Annotated in this window: 20 protein-coding genes and 3 pseudogenes; 7 read left to right on the forward strand and 16 right to left on the reverse strand. The window is 42.7% G+C overall.

Annotation, left to right across the window (positions count from 1 at the left end):
- Window positions 1-23: 23 nt before the first annotated feature.
- From AC04Q6_RS07885 to AC04Q6_RS07920, 8 genes are all read right to left on the reverse strand, one after another.
- On the reverse strand, window positions 24-1,199 hold the full coding sequence (locus AC04Q6_RS07885; protein WP_118071545.1) for a DVU_1553 family AMP-dependent CoA ligase: 1,176 nt from the start codon (window positions 1,197-1,199) through the stop codon (window positions 24-26).
- A gap of 20 nt (window positions 1,200-1,219) precedes the next feature.
- A complete protein-coding gene (trsS, locus tag AC04Q6_RS07890; protein ID WP_118071546.1) occupies window positions 1,220-2,545 on the reverse strand; it encodes a radical SAM (seleno)protein TrsS in 1,326 nt (441 codons plus the stop codon).
- Window positions 2,542-2,976 (reverse strand): DVU_1555 family C-GCAxxG-C-C protein, encoded by a 435-nt coding sequence (locus AC04Q6_RS07895; RefSeq protein WP_476389620.1) that lies wholly within the window; start codon window positions 2,974-2,976, stop codon window positions 2,542-2,544. Before AC04Q6_RS07895 ends, trsS begins: the two co-directional genes overlap by 4 nt.
- Window positions 2,977-2,979: 3 nt before the next feature.
- Window positions 2,980-3,513, reverse strand: a complete 534-nt coding sequence (locus AC04Q6_RS07900; protein ID WP_476389621.1) for a methyltransferase domain-containing protein — start codon at window positions 3,511-3,513, stop codon at window positions 2,980-2,982.
- A complete protein-coding gene (locus AC04Q6_RS07905) occupies window positions 3,514-3,735 on the reverse strand; it encodes a DVU_1557 family redox protein (protein ID WP_005427475.1) in 222 nt (73 codons plus the stop codon).
- On the reverse strand, window positions 3,735-6,029 hold the full coding sequence (locus tag AC04Q6_RS07910) for a pyridine nucleotide-disulfide oxidoreductase/dicluster-binding protein (protein WP_476389622.1): 2,295 nt from the start codon (window positions 6,027-6,029) through the stop codon (window positions 3,735-3,737). Before AC04Q6_RS07910 ends, AC04Q6_RS07905 begins: the two co-directional genes overlap by 1 nt.
- Before the next feature lie 101 nt (window positions 6,030-6,130).
- Window positions 6,131-8,893 carry a molybdopterin-dependent aldehyde oxidoreductase gene (locus AC04Q6_RS07915; RefSeq protein WP_476389623.1) on the reverse strand — a complete coding sequence of 921 codons (2,763 nt, stop codon included), beginning with the start codon at window positions 8,891-8,893 and terminating at the stop codon, window positions 6,131-6,133.
- Window positions 8,894-8,929: 36 nt separating this feature from the next.
- Window positions 8,930-9,190, reverse strand: a complete 261-nt coding sequence (locus AC04Q6_RS07920; protein ID WP_092071079.1) for a hypothetical protein — start codon at window positions 9,188-9,190, stop codon at window positions 8,930-8,932.
- 209 nt (window positions 9,191-9,399) lie between these two features.
- Here AC04Q6_RS07920 and AC04Q6_RS07925 point away from each other — a divergent pair, with 209 nt between their 5' ends.
- From AC04Q6_RS07925 to AC04Q6_RS07940, 4 genes are read left to right on the forward strand one after another with little or no spacing between them, the layout of a single operon-like run.
- A complete protein-coding gene (locus tag AC04Q6_RS07925) occupies window positions 9,400-10,332 on the forward strand; it encodes an NTP transferase domain-containing protein (protein ID WP_021650129.1) in 933 nt (310 codons plus the stop codon).
- Window positions 10,325-11,398, forward strand: a complete 1,074-nt coding sequence (locus AC04Q6_RS07930) for a histidine phosphatase family protein (RefSeq protein ID WP_119248124.1) — start codon at window positions 10,325-10,327, stop codon at window positions 11,396-11,398. Before AC04Q6_RS07925 ends, AC04Q6_RS07930 begins: the two co-directional genes overlap by 8 nt.
- A 31-nt stretch (window positions 11,399-11,429) precedes the next feature.
- The gene (locus tag AC04Q6_RS07935) at window positions 11,430-12,455 is read left to right on the forward strand and encodes an XdhC family protein (RefSeq protein WP_119248125.1); all 1,026 of its coding nucleotides are present in this window, start codon (window positions 11,430-11,432) and stop codon (window positions 12,453-12,455) included.
- Window positions 12,452-13,315 (forward strand): TylF/MycF/NovP-related O-methyltransferase, encoded by an 864-nt coding sequence (locus tag AC04Q6_RS07940; protein ID WP_110103571.1) that lies wholly within the window; start codon window positions 12,452-12,454, stop codon window positions 13,313-13,315. Before AC04Q6_RS07935 ends, AC04Q6_RS07940 begins: the two co-directional genes overlap by 4 nt.
- A 47-nt stretch (window positions 13,316-13,362) precedes the next feature.
- Here AC04Q6_RS07940 and AC04Q6_RS07945 read toward each other — a convergent pair.
- The 6 genes and pseudogenes from AC04Q6_RS07945 to AC04Q6_RS07970 all read right to left on the reverse strand — a co-directional run.
- Window positions 13,363-13,437 (reverse strand): annotated as a pseudogene (locus AC04Q6_RS07945) (SDR family oxidoreductase); the annotation flags it as partial.
- Window positions 13,438-13,440: 3 nt separating this feature from the next.
- A pseudogene (mobA, locus tag AC04Q6_RS07950) lies at window positions 13,441-13,920 on the reverse strand (molybdenum cofactor guanylyltransferase); the annotation flags it as partial.
- 7 nt (window positions 13,921-13,927) lie between these two features.
- A complete protein-coding gene (locus tag AC04Q6_RS07955) occupies window positions 13,928-14,416 on the reverse strand; it encodes a molybdopterin-binding protein (protein ID WP_476389624.1) in 489 nt (162 codons plus the stop codon).
- 6 nt (window positions 14,417-14,422) lie between these two features.
- Window positions 14,423-15,397 carry a GTP 3',8-cyclase MoaA gene (gene moaA, locus AC04Q6_RS07960; RefSeq protein WP_119248128.1) on the reverse strand — a complete coding sequence of 325 codons (975 nt, stop codon included), beginning with the start codon at window positions 15,395-15,397 and terminating at the stop codon, window positions 14,423-14,425.
- A 1-nt stretch (window position 15,398) separates the two neighbouring features.
- Window positions 15,399-15,884, reverse strand: a complete 486-nt coding sequence (moaC, locus tag AC04Q6_RS07965; RefSeq protein WP_119248129.1) for a cyclic pyranopterin monophosphate synthase MoaC — start codon at window positions 15,882-15,884, stop codon at window positions 15,399-15,401.
- On the reverse strand, window positions 15,874-16,329 hold the full coding sequence (locus AC04Q6_RS07970) for an MOSC domain-containing protein (RefSeq protein ID WP_015526506.1): 456 nt from the start codon (window positions 16,327-16,329) through the stop codon (window positions 15,874-15,876). Before AC04Q6_RS07970 ends, moaC begins: the two co-directional genes overlap by 11 nt.
- 171 nt (window positions 16,330-16,500) lie before the next feature.
- Between AC04Q6_RS07970 and AC04Q6_RS07975 the strand changes: the two are divergent.
- A pseudogene (locus AC04Q6_RS07975) lies at window positions 16,501-17,153 on the forward strand (formate dehydrogenase accessory sulfurtransferase FdhD).
- A gap of 133 nt (window positions 17,154-17,286) precedes the next feature.
- Here AC04Q6_RS07975 and AC04Q6_RS07980 read toward each other — a convergent pair.
- Window positions 17,287-18,294: a molybdopterin molybdotransferase MoeA gene (locus AC04Q6_RS07980; protein WP_174088758.1), complete on the reverse strand. Its 1,008-nt coding sequence runs from the start codon at window positions 18,292-18,294 to the stop codon at window positions 17,287-17,289.
- Window positions 18,295-18,343: 49 nt separating this feature from the next.
- Entirely contained in the window at window positions 18,344-19,369 is a 1,026-nt protein-coding gene (locus AC04Q6_RS07985; RefSeq protein ID WP_021650138.1) for a molybdopterin-binding protein, read from the reverse strand.
- Between the two features lie 175 nt (window positions 19,370-19,544).
- Between AC04Q6_RS07985 and AC04Q6_RS07990 the strand changes: the two genes are divergently transcribed.
- Together AC04Q6_RS07990 and AC04Q6_RS07995 are read left to right on the forward strand one after the other, a co-directional pair.
- A complete protein-coding gene (locus AC04Q6_RS07990; RefSeq protein WP_118064820.1) occupies window positions 19,545-20,666 on the forward strand; it encodes an ISAs1 family transposase in 1,122 nt (373 codons plus the stop codon).
- A 99-nt stretch (window positions 20,667-20,765) separates the two neighbouring features.
- Entirely contained in the window at window positions 20,766-21,011 is a 246-nt protein-coding gene (locus AC04Q6_RS07995) for a helix-turn-helix domain-containing protein (RefSeq protein ID WP_092071104.1), read from the forward strand.
- Window positions 21,012-21,082: the final 71 nt, after the last annotated feature.

A 21,082-nucleotide genomic window follows, 5' to 3' on the forward strand; every position in this document is an offset into this window, starting at 1 on the left:
AGTGATTCCATGATACCACGAAATCACTGCCTTGTAACTCGTTTGCCAGGATACAGCGCCCCATCTTCCCACTTTGCTTTTTTGCAGTTCCATGAACGAATATCCTTCTCTTCCAAAACACTCCTGATTTGTTCTTCTCCATTGTCCGATGTAAAAAGCGCTGTAATTTCCTTTTTTCCATCTACAATTTTCACACAATAATCTACCAGTTCCGGAATCTCAAACAGTAATTCATCCATCTCTCTGATACTTCCCAATGGATCCATCCGCTTTACAAAGTCCAGGCGTTTTATTTCACTTCCACAGAGGCATCTTCCTGGAATGATCCTTGACCAGTCACCGGTTCGATATCGAATCAACGGCTGTGCTTCCATTCCAATGGTTGTAATCACCAGTTCTCCCCATTTACCGTCCGGCAGCACATTTCCGTTCTCATCTATAATCTCTGTAATACAATGGTTTTCCCGCATATGCATGCCCTCATGCGCCGTGCAGCAAATGGCACCTCCAAGCCCCATCTCTCTGGAACCATAGTGCGGCCAAAGTCGTGTTTGCAGAATTTCTTCGATTGCTTTCATGACAGTTTTCGGACAGGCATCTCCGGATACCAGTGCTCTTTTTATACTGCCTTTTCCGCACATTCGAAGCATGGACAGCAATGCCGTCGGCATTCCCACATACGTATCCGGCTGCTCCTCTTCCAGAATCCTGTTCAGTTCGCCATAAGTTCTTCCTGTCCCGGTTGAAAGAGGTTTTGCTCCCAGACGTCTGATTGCCTCCGCGATCAGTTCTCCTAATCCAAAAGGACCTGAAAATGGCATAGCCACCATCGTTATACTTCCAGGATAAATAAATTCACCCAGACCTGCCATAAAAAGTTCTATGGTGTGTTCACAGTCTCCCTCTGTATAGAATACACGTTTACCGGCACCGGTAGTTCCGCTTGTCTGTTCTGATATCACTTTCTGTACTTCCCCCTGGGAGCAAAGCAGCATCCTGCCTCCATCTCGTGCCAGATCTGTTTCTGTCGTAAAAGGAAGGCTTCTCAAATCTATCAGGCTTTCCAGTCTTTCCGGTAAATCTCGGTAAAAACCCTCTCGTTCTTTCTCTCTCTTCAGTACAATATTTAATTTCTCCAGCTGTATTCTGTGTATTTCATCTCTTGTAATCTCTGTAATGCCTTCCTGCTTACAGATCATTGCATCTATATTCGATCGTTTCACTTTCTGTATAAATATATTCCTTTCGAATTCGTCAGATTATATGCACAAAATGGCACCATTCCATAATCAGAATCCACCTCGCAGATATAACATCTTTTCAGACGTTCAAGATCCAGATTCCATGCATCCTGAAAAATCATCCCTGATACTGCAAAAGTTTCATTATGAACCCGGATCAGGAATTCATCCAGTGCATCTGTCTGTGTCATTTCATCATCACTAAATTTTTTTGTGCTATAGCTCCACTGATTTTCCACATACTGTCTGGAATCATCGCTGGTAGTACAACAACATCCTCTGCCTGATTTCTTTTCCAGGAGTTTCAGTTCCCTCTCACCTTTTTTCAGATAACTTGCATGAAAAGAACAATATGGATTCTCTGCTCCACCACCGGCGAAATCCTTGCTTTTCATAAGCCCGTCAGTCTGTTCCTCGATCAGCTTCAACATCTTTGGTATGGTAATCGGAGCTTGTGGACGCTGCTGAGAACATCTGCCAAAATAGCTGATCGGCTGGAAATGTACTCCTCTTACAAATGGCATATGATCCATCGCAAACTTCAGAATATCTCCAACCTGCATGTCATTTACTCCTGGCGCAATGACAGGTACCAGAGCAATTCCCAGTTCCGCTTCCGAACAGTTTAACACAGCCTTTTCTTTCAGTTCTATCATAGAGCGTCCGCGCAATGTCTGATACACATCATCTGTGACACCGTCAAACTGAAGAAATACTGTATTCAGTCCTGCTTTTTTTAGTTTTCTGGCATATCCTGCTTCCTGCGCAAGACGGATTCCATTGGTATTCAATTGAAAAAATGTAAACCCTTTTTCTCTACCCATATGTATGATCTCCGGAAGATCCTCCCGCATGGTTGGTTCTCCACCTGAGAGCTGAATATTGAATGGTCCTCCATGATCCATCAGAAAATCATATTGCTTTTCTATTTCATCAATTGAAAGATCACCGTTTTCCAGACATTCTCCTGCCGAAGCAAAGCAGACCGGGCAGTGCATATTGCAGCGCTTTGTCACTTCCAGTATCATACAACAGCCTTTTCGTTCGTGCTCCTCACAGAGTCCACAATTATCCGGGCAGGATTTCTCTTTGATTTTGGGATTTACCGGAGTCTCCGCAGACAGGTTTTCTCTTCCCCAGGAAAGATACTCTGCTGCCGTTCCTTCCCAGATCAGTGTCTGAAACTTTCCGTGGATATCACATTCTTTCACCAGATAAATGCCATCTTCACCAATACATTTTTTTGCCGTAAGTACTTTCATACATATCGGGCATACACTTTTTGTTTTACCCAGCGTAATCATAGTTCCAATATTCCCCGTTCTGTCAGTATTTCTATCACTTTCGTATAAGTATCTGCAATCAGCGCAGGACATTGCTCCATAATCACTCCCCAATCCAAATTAGAAGTGATATCCTTACAATAAAAAGCACCAAATTCTTCTTCGGTCTTCTTATGGAACCACTGATATAATTCCTGCACAGCCGGTTTCATCTGTATATCTTCTTTCTCCTGCGGAGCCAGATTGCCAAAGAACAAACCTATCGCACAGGCTCCTCCTGTCAGGCAGCCACAGGTATCTCCACAGTAACCGATCCCACCGCCAAGACCTCCCAGAGCCTTTACAAGCTGTGGATTTTCCTCACCTATGGCTTCCAGTGTCATAATCATAACCATTTGTGAGCAATGATAACCCATACTGCTAAGTTCTATGATTCTTTCATAAAGATCCATGTGCTACTCCTTTCTGCCAACCAACATGGTATAGCGCAGCTTCTTTCCTTTATATTCTTTCTGCAGAAGCTTATACTCTTCGCAGCAGAACGAATCATTCCAGATTGCTTCCAGATAATATTCCCGCCAAAGTAACGTCTGATCCTCCTGTCGGAGAATGGTAAATCCTGTCTGTTCTGCCATTTCCAAAAGATTTCCAGTATCCAGATCTGACAATAATAGAAAACCTCCCTTTTTTAAAACGCGCCAACATTCAGATAGTGCATTTTTCTGATCTCTGCTGACAAAAAATGCACACTGGCTGATGCAAAGATCTATACTGTCTGATGAATACTGCAAATGCAGAAAATCGCCTGTTTCCACATCACTGCCCCGTGGGAAAAGATCCACACCATGTGCATCCAGCCCAAATGATTTCAGGATTCGTACCGTGTCTCCTTCTCCTGCTCCAAGATCCAGTGCTTTCATTTCTTTTTTCCATTCTATGTTCTCCAGAAGATGAAGCGTCTGCGCTTCCCCTCCCGGATGCCTGTTCATCTATTTATCCTCCAATGCACGCTCCACCGCGAGCACTTTTCCAAGTGCGAGTTCTTCCGGAACATACACAAACCCACACTTTGGACAGACAGGCATTTCCACAGGAAACCCATTTTCCAGATACATAAATTTTGCTTTTCCTTTTACAAGAGGAACTTTACATTTCATGCAGGTCAGCTTTCCTTCCGGATCAATCGTATAATATGTTCTTTCTACTGCCATTACTGTCCCACCCTTTTCATAATATTCATTCGATGACTGTATGCTCTGTGTACCAGATATCCGTCTTCTGTTTCCACAAACCGCACCCAGAATGTGACATTTCCCAGTCTGCTTCTTGTCACCAGTTCTTTTGTTTCTTCATCCAGGATTGCTTCCTGATTTTCTCTGTAATCTGATAACACACGTTCCACATCACTTTTCAGTATCATGCGCTCATCCATCATATGGATTGCCTCCTCTGTATAGGCAACAGTATAGTCTTTTTTCTCCATGATCGGTTCCTCATTCCAGATGTTTTTTAAAAGTGTCTGTTTCAATATGAGCCTGTTGTAGCGTTTCTCACTGATATCAGGCATGTTGCTGGCATTTGCCCCATACAGAAGTTCAAGTATATGTCGGGATTCTCTTCCCTCTCTGGCAAATCGGTCTCTGCATGCCATGCAGTATGTAATATATGGTGCATCGGAACGTTCCAGACACTTTTCTGTCATTTTCGCTGCCATATCTTTATTGGCATATGCCGTCAGACCTCCATATCCACAACATGGAGACAAATCTCTGGAATATTCTGTATCTTCAACGATACATCCCATATCCGACAAAAGTTGTCGTATCATATCCTGTGTCTGTGCATCCCCTCTGGCACCACAGGCATCATGTATGGCAACCGGTATCTCCAGTCCTTTCGCCTGCTGTGGAAGTCCGATTTCTCTCAAAATTTCCCAGATTCCTATAACATGTGCTCCAATACTTTCTTTTAGCTGCTTCATGCAGCTTGGACAGCCTGCAATGATGATCGGATCACCAAGCCTGGCCAGTTCCTGTTTCAGCTGCTCATTTACTTTTTCTGTCATTTCATAGCGACCCGCCCATTCGCTGATTGCACCACAGCATCCCAGCATCAGAGCAACGCCTCCAGCTACCCGATTACTTAAATCTTCGTATGCCTGCATAACCACATCCGGCGCTATCGCACCTGCCTGACAGCCCGGGAAAAATACATATCTGCAAGTTTCATATCCCGGCTGGGGTCTGCTTAAAAAAGCCTCCGAATTTGAAAATAACATGTCCATCAGTGCAAATTCATGTGGCGCCAGCGGCATCTTATCTGTGGATACCATATTTTCTCTTGCTGACTTGCACACCTGACTCATATCAAATCCATTCGGACAGATCACCGTACACTGTCCACAGAGGGCACAGGCATTCATCGGTTTGTTCATCGGATGATCTCCCATGATAATCTGCGTATTATTATAAATCTCACGGGCTAATAGACCAGGATGTTTTTGATATTCACTTAAATACACACAGCCTTTCATGCATTCGTCACAATGACACTGAATACATCGTTTTGCTTCTTCTACAGCTTCTTCTTTTGAATATCCATCCTGACCACAGAAAATCTTATTCGATACATGGATTCCTTCCATGTTCGTGTAAAGCTTTGTCGTCACTGCTCCTTCACTGCCTCTGTTGCTGTGCGGCGATAAATTCTGTACCAGAAGATCTACTGTCAGAGCTGCCCGCTTTGCGGCAAAAGCCGCATCCATCACAGATTCCGCAGGTCCGCTGACAATCTTTGCCTGTTCTCTTAACATAATCCCGACATCTGCTGCTTCTTCCGGAGCTAACATTTTTGCCACTTCTTCTGATGCGCAGACCACATCTGCCAGTTCCATTTTTTCTCTGATAAACGGAAGATTCAGACTGCATCCAAATTCAAAAGAAAGATCCATAGATTTCAGACGTTTCGCTTCATTGCTGCGGTCTGATTCCAAAAGATGTCCGGTTGCCGCTGCAATATAGCTTTCATAATCTTCTTCCTTACAATAAATTGTCGTAGGATACATTTTCTTTTCCAGTTCCCCTGCAAGAAACAGTGGAAATAATCCAGAACCAAAGATTGCTGCCTTTTTCTTCTTTCTCATGCGAAATACACTGCTTTTTCTTCCCGGTTCTCCATACCGGACAATCGCACGTTCTACTTCTCGTATGGAGACCCCATCACCAATTTCACAAAGTTTACAATTATTTTCGCAAGGTGCCGTACATCCATCACAGAGAATCATTGGAAATGGTGTAATTTTCTCATAAATTGCCAACGCTTTCTTAAAATTTCCTTTTGCAGCATAATACAGCATCTCTTTTGTATCTACTTTGAAAGGACAGGCTGCAGCACAGTAGGCAGGCTGTTCATGGACGCAGAGACTGATCATATGATCCATCTCTTCTTTTGACATTCGATTTACATGATAAACGTGAGTAGAACCTCTCTCCTGTATGTATGTCATAACCTGATACTCCTTTCGTCTGTAAAGGGGAGGCAGTTTCCCGTCTCCCCTGATTATATCATAGTTGGCAGCTTTTACTCCAACCACATTATGAATTAAGCTTATTTCTCAAGTTCTTTTAATGCTGCAAGAACCCTTTCCGGACGGGCAGGGATACGTGTAATACGTGCACCTGTCGCATTAAAGATTGCATTCAGGATTGCAGGATGTGGAGCATCCAGTGGAGCCTCACCACAACCGGCTGCACCGTAAGGACCACTTGGGCGATATGTTTCATTGAAATGAAGTTCAATATCATCCGGAGCATCCTTTGGATATGGAATACCACAATTCTTCAAAGTGGTGTCATGGTTCAAATCTTCAAAATCTTCCGAAAGAGCAAGACCGATACCCTGTACAAGACCACCATAGAAATTACCTTCTACAAGAAGTCTGTTCATGATCGTACCTACGTCAGCTACGCAAGTAAATTTCTCAACGGTAACTTTACCTGTTTCTGTATTAACAGCAACTTCCGGCAGGAAGATAGTATACATATAAGTTGCAAATGGATCGCCCTGTGCGGTATCCTGATCGATCGGATGATCTGCACAGAATGTAGTTACCCAGTTACCTTCATATTTTGTTGCAAGCCCTTCTGCTACCATCTCATCATAAGTACGGAATGTTCCGTCTTCTTTCTTCATTGCTGCTACAAGATTTTCTGCAGCCAGACGACATGCATTACCTGACATAACCTGTGAACGTGATCCTCCTGCAGGTCCTGCATTCGGACATGTCTTCGTATCATTCATAACCAGTTTAATCTGTTCCGGTCTGATTCCTGCCTGACGCAGTGTTTCATGAGATGATACAAGAACACCCATATCAGCACCCTGTCCGTGATCTTCCCACGCAGAATACATCGTAACGGTTCCATCCGGATTTAATTCTGCAAATGCATTTGATGTATCAACACCATCAAGACCACAGCCGTATACACCAAGGGATACACCGATACCATATTTCATCTTTCCGTCAGAAGCTGCATTCTTTTCGGCAACACGTTTCTTCGCCGCTTCATACAATGGACGTGCTTTCTTAAACAGATCTTCCTCACAATATACCTCCGGTGGATAACCTGTCGGGATGGTAGTGCCCTCTGATTCTTTATAGCAGTTCATTTCACGGATATCAAACGGATCGATTCCCATCTTAGCTGCCAGCACGTCAATTGCAATCTCAGATCCCATATAGGACTGTGGTGAACCATAAGCGCGGAATGCAGAGCCCCATGCATGGTTTGTAAATACGGTTGTTGATTTATTACGAATAGAATTAATTCCATAACCTGCACCTGTAAACTGAGAAAGTCTCAAGGTAAGCAGATCGCCAAATTCTGAATATGGACCGTGATCTACATAGTTATTACCCCAGAGTGCAAGGAGTTTACCGTTTTCGTCTGCTGCAAGTTTGATATTCATAAATGCAGGAGATCTCTTTCCTGTATAGGTAATGTTCTGGAACTGATTGAATACCAGTGATACCGGACGCTCAAGGATCTTGACAGCTGCACCGATCAGAGCTTCATTTGTCGGAGAGAACTTGTAGCCAAAGGTTCCTCCTGCATGGTTCTGAACAAGTCTCAGGTTCTCCAGCGGAACACCGATACCATCAGCGATCATAGGCATATGGAGATGGATACCGATGGATTTGGAATGAACGGTTATCATGCCGTCTTCATCAATGTAGCCATAACCACAGTCCGGCTCAAGATGAAGATGTGGCTGACGTGAACAGTAGGACTCGATCTCAACCTGCTGTGAATCTGGAATGCTGTCCCAGTCAAAGTCTGGTCCCTTGATACAGTTTGTCTCAAAGAATGCGTTTGGAGTACCAGGATGGATCTCTGCTGCATCCGGTGCGATCGCATCCATTGCGTTCATATATGCAGGAAGTTCTTCGATCTCCACCTTAACTGCATCTGCCGCTGCACGTGCATGCTCTTCTGTGTCGGCAGCTACGATCGCGATCGCATCACCAAACTGGAAAATCTTTTCGTCGCAGAGTACAGGACGCTCAAATCCGTCTGTCTTATTGTGTTTCGGAAGCATTACAAGACCATTGATCTTGTTGGTTCCGCCTGCTGCCTTAATGTCCTTCGCTGTAATAACACGAACAACTCCCGGCATACTCTCTGCTTCTGTTGTATCGATACTGAGAATATTTGCGTGAGAAACCTTGGCCTGTGTAAGTGCAAGACGAAGAGTTCCCTCCGGCATCTTTAATGCATCATCTGCACCGAAATCCCAGGTACCTGTTACCTTCTGTGCTGCTGATGGACGGATATAGTTTGTACCGACGATAGAATCACCTGTCTGCTTGAATACGAGGTCTTCTTTAGTCATCTCGCCACGCATAACTGCTGCTGCCGCCATGGTCGCATCGATAAGCGGCTTGTAACCTGTACAACGACAGAGATTACGCTGCTTGTTAAACCAGTCCCTCACTTCTTCACGGGTAGGGCTCGGATTATTATCGAGAAGAACCTTTGCTGAAATAATAAAACCTGGTGAACAGAAACCACACTGTGCACATCCATATGCCATCCATGCAACCTGTATCGGATGCATATCAGAAATTGTTCCCACACCCTCGATTGTTGTGATCTCTGCATTGTCCGGAACACGGCTCATCTTGTAAATACAGGATCTTGTAACTTTTCCGTTCATAATAACATTACATGCTCCGCAATGACCTTCTCCACAACCGATCTTACATCCTGTAAGAAGAAGATGCTCACGAAGTACCTGAGCCAGTGTCTCATCCTTATCAAGAATAAGGATTCGCTCCACACCATTGATCTTCAATGTCTTTTTAATCATGTTTCATTCCTCCTTTAAAAAATACACGTTCCGATGTTACAAATCTTCTGACTTATGTGTTCCGCATGGATCATGATCGACTCCCTTACCCGTCAGATCTTTAAGTCTTTCCATTCCTCTGACAGAATAGAAAACAATGGAAGAGCTGCTTCCGTCCAGATTCTCACCGCTGAGTTTTAAAACATTCGCATTCTCATAATAATCAATCGGAAGTGTCCGACTGTATTGCTCTCCTGTGCGCTCATCTTTTACCTGTATCGTAACTTCTTTTGCGGTAATTTCAAAAATCTTATCCATGGAAACGTTCTCCTGTTTACATTATTTTGTATAATTTCATGTTATCATAATTTTGTACAGTTTTACAAATTGTAAATAATTATTAGTTGGCTATTTTCGCTCTTTTTTATATTGTTTTTATTACTTTATTTAAAAATTTTACTATTTATCCTCATTTTTTATGCTATAATAATGTCAAATTTGTACAATGTTGTTTTTAGGAGGTATCTATGATGCAGACAGGTGCTCTCATCGTAGCTGCAGGGAAATCGTCACGAATGGGAGACTTCAAGCCCATGCTTCAGCTTGGATCCATTTCCATCGCGCAGCGTGTGATTAATAACTTCCGGCAGGCCGGAATCTCTAAAATAGTGGTGGTAACCGGATACAATGCGGATGCTCTGGAACGCCACCTTGCTTCCAATCATGTTATTTTTCTTCGAAATGAGGACTATGAAACTACTCATATGTTTGATTCTGTCAGGATTGGACTGGAATATTTAAAAGACAAAGTGGATACGGTACTCTTTACACCTGTAGATGTTCCACTATTCACAGCACATACCGTTACACAAATGCTTTCTCTTGGACAGCCTCTTGTCACTCCGGTCTGTAACGGAACTCCAGGTCATCCGATCCTGATTCGTTCCTCATTAATTGAGTCCATTTTAAGCAATGATGGAAACACTGGTCTGAAGGGTGCTGTAGAACATTGTGGAACTCCCATGTATTGTTTAAATGTAGAAGATCCTGGAATCATTCATGATGCGGATACACCAGAGGATTATGTAGAACTTCTTCGTGCACACAATCAAAGTCTGATCCGTTCAGAGATTCAGATTCAGCTGGCACGGGAAAAGGTCTTCTTTGATGAACAGCTTTATTCGCTGCTTACACTGATTCATGAAACAGGATCTGTTCGTGATGCCTGCGAACGCATGCACATTTCCTACTCCACCAGCTGGAATCTGATCCATACATTAGAATCTCAGCTTCATGAACCGCTGATTATTCGAAGTCAGGGCGGTGTAAAGGGCAGTCACAGTGAGCTGACACCATACGGAGAAGAATTTTTGAAGCGATATGCCCGTTTTTCAGAGGAAACACGTACCTGTTCCGAAGCAATATTTGAAAAGTGTTTCAGAGGATTTTTCAATGCGTAATCTTTATCTTATCCGACACGGAAAACCACAATATCCAGATGAACATTCTTACTGTATCGGTCAGACTGATTTTTCTTTATCTATGCTTGGACATCTGCAGTCAGTCCTTCTTCACGGAGAACTGGATGATAAAATAACTGCTGTTTACTGCAGTCCTTTGTCAAGAGCTATGGAAACGGCTGCACATATCACACCTGATCTTCCACATATCACTATCTCAGATTTAACAGAACGAAATCTGGGAGAATGGGATGGTCTTTCATTTGATGAGATACGCAAAAGATGGCCGGACATATATGAAGCACGTGGAATGAATCCTGATTACCCGATTCCAGGAGCAGAAACTCCTTTCGCATCTGGCATGCGTTTTTCGCAGGCAATTTATGAGATTCTTCGTTCTTCTGAGGGTGATATTGCGATTGTTGCTCATACAGATGTAATTTCTTCTTATCTGTATTTGCTTGATTCAAAACAGCATGCCAGACAGTATTTTCGTCTTCCATGTGGTTCCTATTATCATCTGAACACAGACGATAACGATCATGTTATCTTATCTGATTTGACTTACCTGCTGCCTCATCCTGACTTGCATGACGAACTATGCCGGATGCTTCGCGATTCGGTGTCTCTTCCTCATCATGTACAGGCGCACAGTGATGCAGTGACTGAATTGGCTTGCCATTTCTGCGATCTGCTGGAATCTCATGGTTACTTTTTTAATAAAAAACTGATTCGCTCCGGAGCACTCCTTCACGATATTGCCAGACTTCAAAAACATCACACCAAAACAGGTGGTGATCTTTTCTTACAATTAGGCTATACTGAAATCAGTCAGATTATTTCACAACATCATGGTTTACAGAAGACAATTCTGAATGAAGCGGCTATCGTCTTTTTATCAGATAAACTGATTCAGGAAACCGAACGTGTAACCATCGAAAAACGATTTGCGGACAGTCTGTGTAAGTGTAACAGTCCCGAAGCTTTGAAATCTCATGAACGACAGCTTAAACAGGCTCTTGATCTGCAAAATATGATACAGACCATCTGTCACATGACGATATGACTTATAGAAAATTACAGGAGGTGTTTTATATATGAGAACTTTATTTCAGATCATACAACAAGAATTTCAAAAAGGAAACGACCTTGTGCTTGCATCCATCGTTGCTTCCTCAGGATCAACGCCAAGAGGTGCCGGTTCCCGTATGTTGGTTGGAAAAAAAGGCCGAGTTGCCGGAACCATAGGCGGAGGTTCTGTCGAACATCGTGCAGAGCTTATGGCGCTTGATATTCTTGAAAAGAAAGAATCCTGTGAACATGAATTCCGGTTGAATCGCAAAGATGTTGAGAATATCGGTATGATTTGTGGTGGTGATGTTACCGTATTTTTCCAGTATCTGGACCATAATGACCCTATTATTATGGAACTTGCAGTAACTGCTGAAACATTATATAAAGAACGAAAAGATTTCTGGCTGATCTGTGATCTTCATGCTACATCCGGTATGAGTCTTTACAGTGCATCCTATGGATTGACTGGAAATGCTGATGTTCCTTCTTCCATCTTATCTTCCTTATCTGCAAGACCATGCCGTCATCGCAATGAAACCTGTGACCTGTTTACAGAACAAATCGGTACATCCGGAACTGTCTATGTATTTGGAGGCGGGCATGTTTCACAAAAGCTGGTACCAATACTTGCAAGTGTTGACTTTCACTGCATCGTTCTGGATGACCGTCCGGAATTTACAGATCCTGCTCTTTTCCCGGATGCAGCAGAGACAATCCTTTGCGATTTTGATCATCTGGATCAGAGCATTTCTATCACAGATGCTGATTATTGCTGTGTCATGACACGAGGTCATGCCTATGATACGATTGTGCAGGCACAACTTCTTGCCACACCTGCATGCTATATCGGCGTCATTGGAAGTCTCGCCAAAAGAGCTGGTGTATTTCATCGTCTCGTAGAAGAGTATGGAATCGATGAGCGAGAATTAGACCGTATTATCACGCCTGTGGGACTTAATATTAAAGCAGAAACACCTGCTGAAATCGCAATATCTATCACAGGACAAATGATTCAGGTTCGAGCTGAAAGAAAGGCTGCTATGAAATGATGACAAAACATGTCTACAAAACTATTATATTCGGTGCCGGACAGATTGGGCAGATGACTGCCCGACTTCTTGGAAATTCCTATCAGATCATGTGCTTTGCCGATAATGATCCGCGCAAACATGGACAATTTATTGGTAATATCCCAATCTGTTCTCCATCAAAGGCCGCTGCTCTTCTTCCTGATCTGATTATTCTTGGTGTATTGGATGAAGAGCGGCGTGGTTCTATGATGCAGCAGATGGAGCACTTGGGCTATCACGGTTCATTTTGTGATCCTTCTGCACTTCGCATGTTCGATGCACGGGTTGCGGTTATGCGCCTTTTAGCCGAACAGATGCATCAACAAAATATCCCTGGAGATGTGGCAGAACTTGGTGTTTTCCAGGGTGATTTTTCTTGCCTGATCAGTACAGCCTTTCCAGATCGAAAAATACATCTTTTTGATACTTTTGAAGGCTTTTCAGAAAAAGATATTGCCGTAGAAACCTCCAGGCATCTGTCTCGCGCTAAAACAGGTGACTTTTCTTCTACAGATGTAGACTCTGTTCTTCGCATCATGCCTGATCCATCACATGTGATCATCCATAAAGGATGGTTTCCGGATACTTTTTCCGATATTACCGATGAAACTTTCTGTTTCGTATCATTAGATGCAGATCTCTATGCTCCAACTGCTGCTGCATTACCTCTGTTTTATGAACGTCTGTCTATCGGCGGAGTTCTCCTGATCCATGACGTATACAGTACCCAGTTTTCCGGATGTAACAAAGCTGTAGACGAATTCTGCCTGAAACACCACCTGTTTGCAGATCCTGTATGCGATCTGCATGGAAGTGCTATTATCCGAAAAATCATTTAAAACCTAATCGAAAGCCTTTCATAATCCTATACGCCTTCTGTATTATGCTATTTTACGAGATACCCTCCATCCACCGGAATGATTGCTCCATTGAGATAGTCGGATGCATCTGATGCCAGAAAATCTGTGATCTCTTTATAAAGTCTGGCATCATATACCGCTATCAGCGATTCTTCTTTTCCATTATGACACAGCATAGTCACCGGTTGGTCGGCTTTTTCCATTGCGAACTTCAACAGATTTTGAAGTTCTTCCACAGGTACCAGCGGCGTATCTACCCCCAGCACCAGGCATTTTTCTGTCTTTGCCCTTCGAAAACAGCTCTCCAGACCGCCAAGTGGACCCTGACCGGAAATTCGATCCGGCACAATCTCTTCCCCTCACTGTGTTCCACGATATCCAGAAATTAAGATCTGTTTTGCTCCCAACTGACATCCTTTTCCGATCTGTATCTCCAAAAATGTCTGTCCATCTAAAAGCAGATCTGACTTCTCCCTTCCCATATGGCTGCTGGCACTACCTGCCAGGACTACCAGCGTAAAATCTGATGGCAATTGCTGTTCTGCCAACTGACCGTTTTCTAATTCAGATATATCAGTCTGCATTTTCCGATTATTTTCTGGCACAGTTCGTTGCCTCCCCGGTCAGGATCTGTAATCCATGTTTCAGCGCTGGAATAATATATTCCAGACTTTCTCTGACTGCTTTCGGGCTTCCCGGCAGATTCACGATCAGTGTTCCTTTTCGAATACCTGCTGCTGCACGACTGAGCATAGCTCTTGGTGTAATCGTCATACTATATGCTCTCATTGCTTCCGGAATCCCCGGCACTTCACGTTCTATAATATCCTTTGTTGCCTCCGGCATACAGTCTCTCGGCGAAAATCCGGTTCCACCCGTAGTTACAATCAGCTCTGCTATTCCCTCATCTGCTATACGAGCCATCTCATCTGCCAGCATCTTTCTGTCATCCGGCAAAAGAATGGTATGCACCACTTCGTAATCGTTCGCTTCCAAAATTTCCTGGATTACCGAGCCACTTTTATCTTCTCTCTCTCCTGCATATCCAGAATCACTGGATGTGATAATCGCAGCTTTCATAATTCCTTATCCTCCTATCTGGGACATTAATTTACATTCATCTGTCTCAATCTCTTCCGATGTAAAATGATGACTGACCGGTTTTTCCCATATTACTTTCTGTATTGCCTCTGTCAGTTCATCAGCTGTGCATCCTGAACGCATCAATTTCTTCAAATCCGTTCCAGTCTGATATTGCAGACAGGCTTTTAAAAATCCTTCTGCTGTCATACGCACACGATTACACTGGTCGCAAAACTTATGCGTCATCGCACTGATAAATCCTATTTTACCCTGAAATTCTTCTATTTTATAATAATGACACGGTCCATTCCCATATCGTTCTTTTATTGGAGTCATTCTTCCATATGCTTTCTCTAATATTTCGCATATTTCACTTTCTCCCCGAAACTGAAAATCCTTTCCATATCCAATCGGCATCATTTCAATGAAACGAACATGAATCGGATATTGCTTTGCAAGTCTCGCTATCGATACCAGATTTTCCTGCTCTTCCACTACCGGCACACAATTAATCTTCAATCCAATCTGCGGATACTGTAATGCCGCCTGGATTCCATACAGCACCCGATCCAGACTTTCTCTCCTGGTTACCTTTGCAAACTCTGCTGCATTTAAAGTATCCAGACTGATATTTATATCATCAAGCCCCGCTTCTGCTAGATCTGCTATCTGTTCTTCGAGCAATACACCATTGGTCGTTAATGTCACTTTTTCGATGCCAGGAAGTTCTTTTAACATTCGAACCAGTGTGGCACAATTCTTTCTAATTAACGGTTCTCCTCCGGTCAGTTTGATCTTACGTATACCTAAACCAGTCATACATCTGCTGATTCTGGTAATCTCATCATAAGTCAGAATTTCTTCATGCGAGATCTGCACAACTCCATTTTCCGGCATACAATAGACGCACCTGAGATTACATCGATCTGTAATGGATATCCGCAGATAGTCAATCTCTCTTCCAAATCTATCCTTCATACTATTCTTTCGGGTTTCGATATAACCCGCTTTTTCCTCCGCTTTTTTCTACCAGATGAATGTCCGTCAGCTCCATGGACTTGTCAATTGCCTTACACATGTCATAAATTGTCAAAAGTGCCACATTCACACCAGTAAGCGCCTCCATCTCCACACCGGTCTGACCTTCCGTTTTGGCTGTACAGATTGCCGTAATTTCAAGATTTTCTTCATCCAGTTCAAAATCTACCGAACACTTCTGAATCATCAGCGGATGACACATCGGAATCAGATGAGATGTCTGTTTTACCGCCATAATGCCAGCCACTCTTGCTACTCCAAGTACATCTCCTTTTTTCACAGTTCCCTGTTTCACTGCATCCATCACAGCCTGACAGACACGAATCTTGCCTTTTGCTACTGCTGTTCTGGATGTCGGTATCTTTCCGGACACATCCACCATAACAGCGTTACCCTTCTGATCAAAATGATTCAGCTTATTCTCCATCTGCCTCACCTGCTGCCTTCTCTATCACAATTTCATCGCCTTCTGTCAATACGCCACCATGAAGTACTCTGGTAAAGATACCTTCTCTTGGCATAATACAGTCACCCATAATTTTATAAATCTCACATCCACTATGACATTTTTTCCCGATCTGTGTCACTTCTAATAATACCTCTCCGCTGCGAAGTCTGGTGCCAACCGGCAATGCCTTCAGATCGTATCCACTTACAATCAGGTTTTCTCCAAATGCTCCGTCTTCGATCGGTGCTCCCTTTGCCTTGAATTCTTCTATTTTTTCATAAGAAAGAAGACTCACCTGGCGATGCCACTTGCCGGCATGGGCGTCCTTCTCGATTCCAAATTCTTCCATCAGTCTGGCACTATGTACATTCTTTTTCTGTGTACCTTTCTTCTCACTGATATTTACCGCCATAATCTTTCCCATTTTATTTCCTCCTTCATCCCTCAATTCACTCTTTCGAAATAAAGAGATGTCCATTATACTAGATCTAGTATAACACATAGTAAACATGATAAAAGAATTGTTTTTTCAATTGGAGAAATTATGTATATTAACGAACATATGATGGATGTCTATATAAATGATCATCTGACTATGAAACTTGTTTGCCTGCCCCAGCATCTGACTGAACTGGTTCTTGGAAGATTACTGACAGAACAAATCATCACGTCTTCCGAAGATGTAGATCATATCTATATCTGTGAATATGGAAAACGTGCAAAAGTCTATTTAAAAAATTCGGCACGCAGCACACAATCCTCATCGGATGCCTTTGTAGAAGTAACTCCTACCTGCTGTACCGGCAATCATATTTTAAATGATTACTTTGTTACATCCAAAGAGCCGCAGTCACTTACACCGATTTTCTGGAAACCAGAATGGATCTTTCATATGGCGGATGCCTTTGCGGATGGTTCTCCTCTCCATGGCATTACCTTTGCCACACATAGCTGCATTCTCGCTCAAAAAGATCACATTCTGTTTCCTGCGAAGATATCGGACGGCACAATGCTTTGGATAAAGTGATCGGCTACGCTCTGCGGCACAATATTGACCTGCATCAATGTATGGTATATTCCAGCGGCAGAATACCTACTGATATGACTTTAAAGGTCATCCCTGCAGGGATTCCAATTCTCTCCAGCAAGGCTTCTCCTACTTCTGAAGCAATTGATCTTGCAAAAAAATATCACCTGACCCTGATCTGTGCAGCCAGAAGGGATCGAATGAAAGTATTTACGAAATAATGTTTCTTTCATACAGTGATTGATAACCGCATATTAAACCACCGGAACTGGATATTGAAAGCTTTTTCGCATTTTTCACGAAAGAATCACCGTATCATAGATTACCTCAACCTTGATACGGTGATTCTTTCATTTATTTTAATAACATCACATCTTTTTCATCTATCCCAATCCATATCTTATTTCCAGAAATATGCTTTTGGTACTGCTGCCATTGTTCTTTCGTCACATCTACGCGAATCCTGGCTTCTTCTTTCGTAGATACGATCAAGATATACGAAAACACGTCCTCAATCACTCTTTCCACTTTACATGGAAATACGTTTTTCGTTGTGCCATCTGCTTCCGGTAGTACCGGATGTATAAAGTGACTTCGCACTCCTACACTGCTGGCGTCTTCTTTTCCTGTGGTATCACACTGCAATGTAATTCCCCAGTCCAGAGCCATGACTTCGCCTGCTGCTGTCATAGCCTGCGGGCGATCCTCTATGGCTGCCACTTCCACCAGTTCTGCACCAAATTCTTTCATGCGAGCCGCCAGAAGTCCCTGATTACAATCATAAATCTTCCCCGGAATCAATCTTTTTCCGGGTGCCATTACTTCATCTCCGGTAGTCAGAACAGCTGCTCTTACCCGACGATAAACCTTCACTTTTATGACTCCCATACTGGCCAGTATACCTGCTTCAATAAATCCGATTTTGTCACCCTTTTTCAAAAGAACCGTTCCATTTTTAAAATTCTCTCCCTGATAACAGTAATTCTGCCACTGTCCGGTCGGACGGAAGATTCTGACAGTCTCTTCTCCATAATCTGTATCCTCCTGACGGACACAGCAGTCACAGCCTTTCGGAATAGCTGCGCCTGTCATAATCCGAACCGCCTGCCCCTTTTCCACTGTGACTCTGGAATACTGCCCCGCATCAATCTCTTCCAATACCGTCAACTGTACCGGATGACTTTCTGATGCATCCATTATATCCTCCGCTTTGCAGGCATAACCATCCACAGGTGATCTGTCAAACGGCGGGTTATCAAATCCTGCAATCATATCCTTTGCCAACACTCTTCCACATGCCTGCAAAAGTGGTACAGTTTCCGTTTCCTCTATTACTTTTGTATGTTCCAGCAGTGCTTCCAGTGCCTACTCTACCGTAAGCTTTTCCATGCTTATTCCTCCTGTCCTGCTCTTATACGCCCTTTCCAAAGCTGCAGTTCGGATAATGACATTCTTTGCAACCAAGACAGAATCCGCCATTTCCCATATGTGCCAGATCTTTTTTTGTCACTTCTATACCTGCGATAATACGTGGCAGAACAAGATCAAATACGGTGGCTTTTGCATACATCACACATCCCGGCAGTCCCATTACCGGTGTGCCATCTTCCAGATAGGATAACAGGAACATCGCTCCCGGAAGTACCGGAGCACCATAAGATACGATTCTCGCTCCTGTATTTTTGATCGCGCCCGGTGTCTTATCATCTGGATCCACGCTCATACCACCGGTACAGACAATCAGATCTGCCCCTTCTTCTTTTAATTTCATAATAGCGGCAGTGATTTTTTCCATATCATCATTGCACAGAATATGTCCGTGAATTTCAGCACCGTAAGATTTCATTTTTTCGATGATTACCGGTGTGAAAGTATCCTTAATTCTTCCATAAAATACTTCATTTCCGGTGGTTACAATTCCTACCTTCCGTTTCTTATAAGGTGCCAGCGATACCAGCGGTTTTTCTCCTGCTGTTTTCTTCACCAAATCCATTTTTTCTTTTGCAATCACCAGCGGAATCACACGGGTTCCTAAAAGACGGTCACCTTTTTTTACCGGGAAATTTGTATGACGGGTGGCAATCATAATCTCATCGATCTCATTAATAGCATCCAGCCTCGGCACATCCACCTGAAATACTCCGTCACAATCTGCAATCAACTCAATTTTTCCTTCTTTTACATCCGTTGGATGCATATTCTCATTGATGCACACATCACACAGAATCTGCGCTGCTTCATTTTCATGCAAAGTATTTTCATCCTTCTCCCACACATAAAGATGGTCTTTTCCCAGAGATAGCAAAACCGGAATATCTTCTTCCTGTACAATATGTCCTTTACGAAAGGCTGTATCTTTTACCACATCCTTCACAATTCTGGTAATATCATGGCACAGTACATGTCCTACCGCGTCCGTTGTTTTAATACACTTCATGACGTTCCCCTTTTACTTTCTGTCTAGAAAAGTTATAAATTTATATGGAGTAATTGTAACATATTGCCAAGAAAAACACAACTTTCATAAACACGGGAGCACGACAAACGCATGAGTAAATAAATTGTGAACACACCCCTTTTCTAGTAAAATAAAAGAAAAAGGGGTGTTATTTATGCAGGAATTATTAGAGTGGATGGAATACATTGAAGATACTCGTCAGCAGACAAAGGTTCGTCATACGTTGAAGGATATTCTTGTCATTGTGTTGTTTGCAACTCTTGCGAATGCGGATGACTGGGTTGAGATGGCATTGTTTGCAGAAAGCTATCAGGATTATCTTCGAAAGTATATTGAACTAAAAAACGGAATCCCCTCTCATGATACGATCCGGCGTGTCATGGGGATGATATCGCCCGAAATTCTGCAGCAGCTCTATGGAAAATGGCAGGAGCGGCTGGATAAAAATGATGGAGAACTGTTGAAGAAGATCATCTGCATAGATGGAAAAACGATGTGTTCGAATAAACGTGGAGAAGAAAAAGCAAGTCACATTGTTTCTGCATGGAGTAAGGAAGATGGATTTTGTCTGGGACAGAAAGCAGTCAAAGAAAAAAGCAATGAAATAACAGCGATTCCAGAGCTGTTGGAAAAAATCCAGATAAAGGGTCAGATCATTACGATTGATGCAATGGGAACGCAGACAGCGATCGCAGGAAAAATCAGGCAGAAACGAGCGGATTATGTTCTGGCATTGAAGAAAAATCAATACACAATGTACGAAGATGTAAAAGAATACTTTTCGAATGAGGAGTTTCAAAAAGAAATGCGCGAAAAGGGGGCATATAAGAAGACCCGTGAGAAAGCCCATGGGCAAATTGAGATCCGAGAGTATTATCAGACGGAAGATATCCGGTGGCTGAGCCAAAAGAAGAATTGGAAAGGCCTGAGAAGCATTGTAATGGAGAAGAAACGAATAGAAAAAGCAGGAAAGATAACGTATGAATATCGATATTTTATAAGCAGTTTAAAAACGGATATCAACGAAGTCAGCCGAGCGGTGCGAGGTCATTGGAGTATAGAAAGTATGCATTGGCATTTGGATGTAACATTTCGGGAGGATGCAAATACGACAATCGATAAAATGGCGGCACAAAATTTGAACATTATAAGAAAATGGAGCCTGAGTATTTTGAAACCAGCAGAACTATCAAGACATAAGTTGTCAATGAGAAAGAAAAGGTTCGTAGTAAGTTTGCGTCCAATTAAGTATTTAGAAGAGCTTTTAGAAGCTTAAAAAGTAGAAAAAAATAGAATTTGCAGTTGCTAACCATTCATGCGTTTGTCGTGACACGGGAGTTTGACACATTGAAATCCAAAAAAATACCGCAAAGCCTTGAACACGGGATGTAATTATTCTTCTACAGCGAATAAATATGGTTGCTCCTACGGACAAGTTTATGCATGGGTTAGAAAATATAAAGATAAAGGAATCGAAGGATTATATGATCGACGAGGTAAGAACAAAGCGATTTCTCAATTATCAGATATTGAGAAGTTGAAAGCTGAAAACCGACTACTAAAAGCTCAAACACAGCAGCAACAAATGGAGATTGATTTCTTAAAAAACTCGACGAAATAGCCTGCAAATAAAAAGTCAAGGCTAAATTGAAAGAACATTGAAAATTTTATACAGGTTGAAAATTGGGTATC

It is taken from the genome of Blautia sp. HA9023 (genome assembly GCF_056504095.1).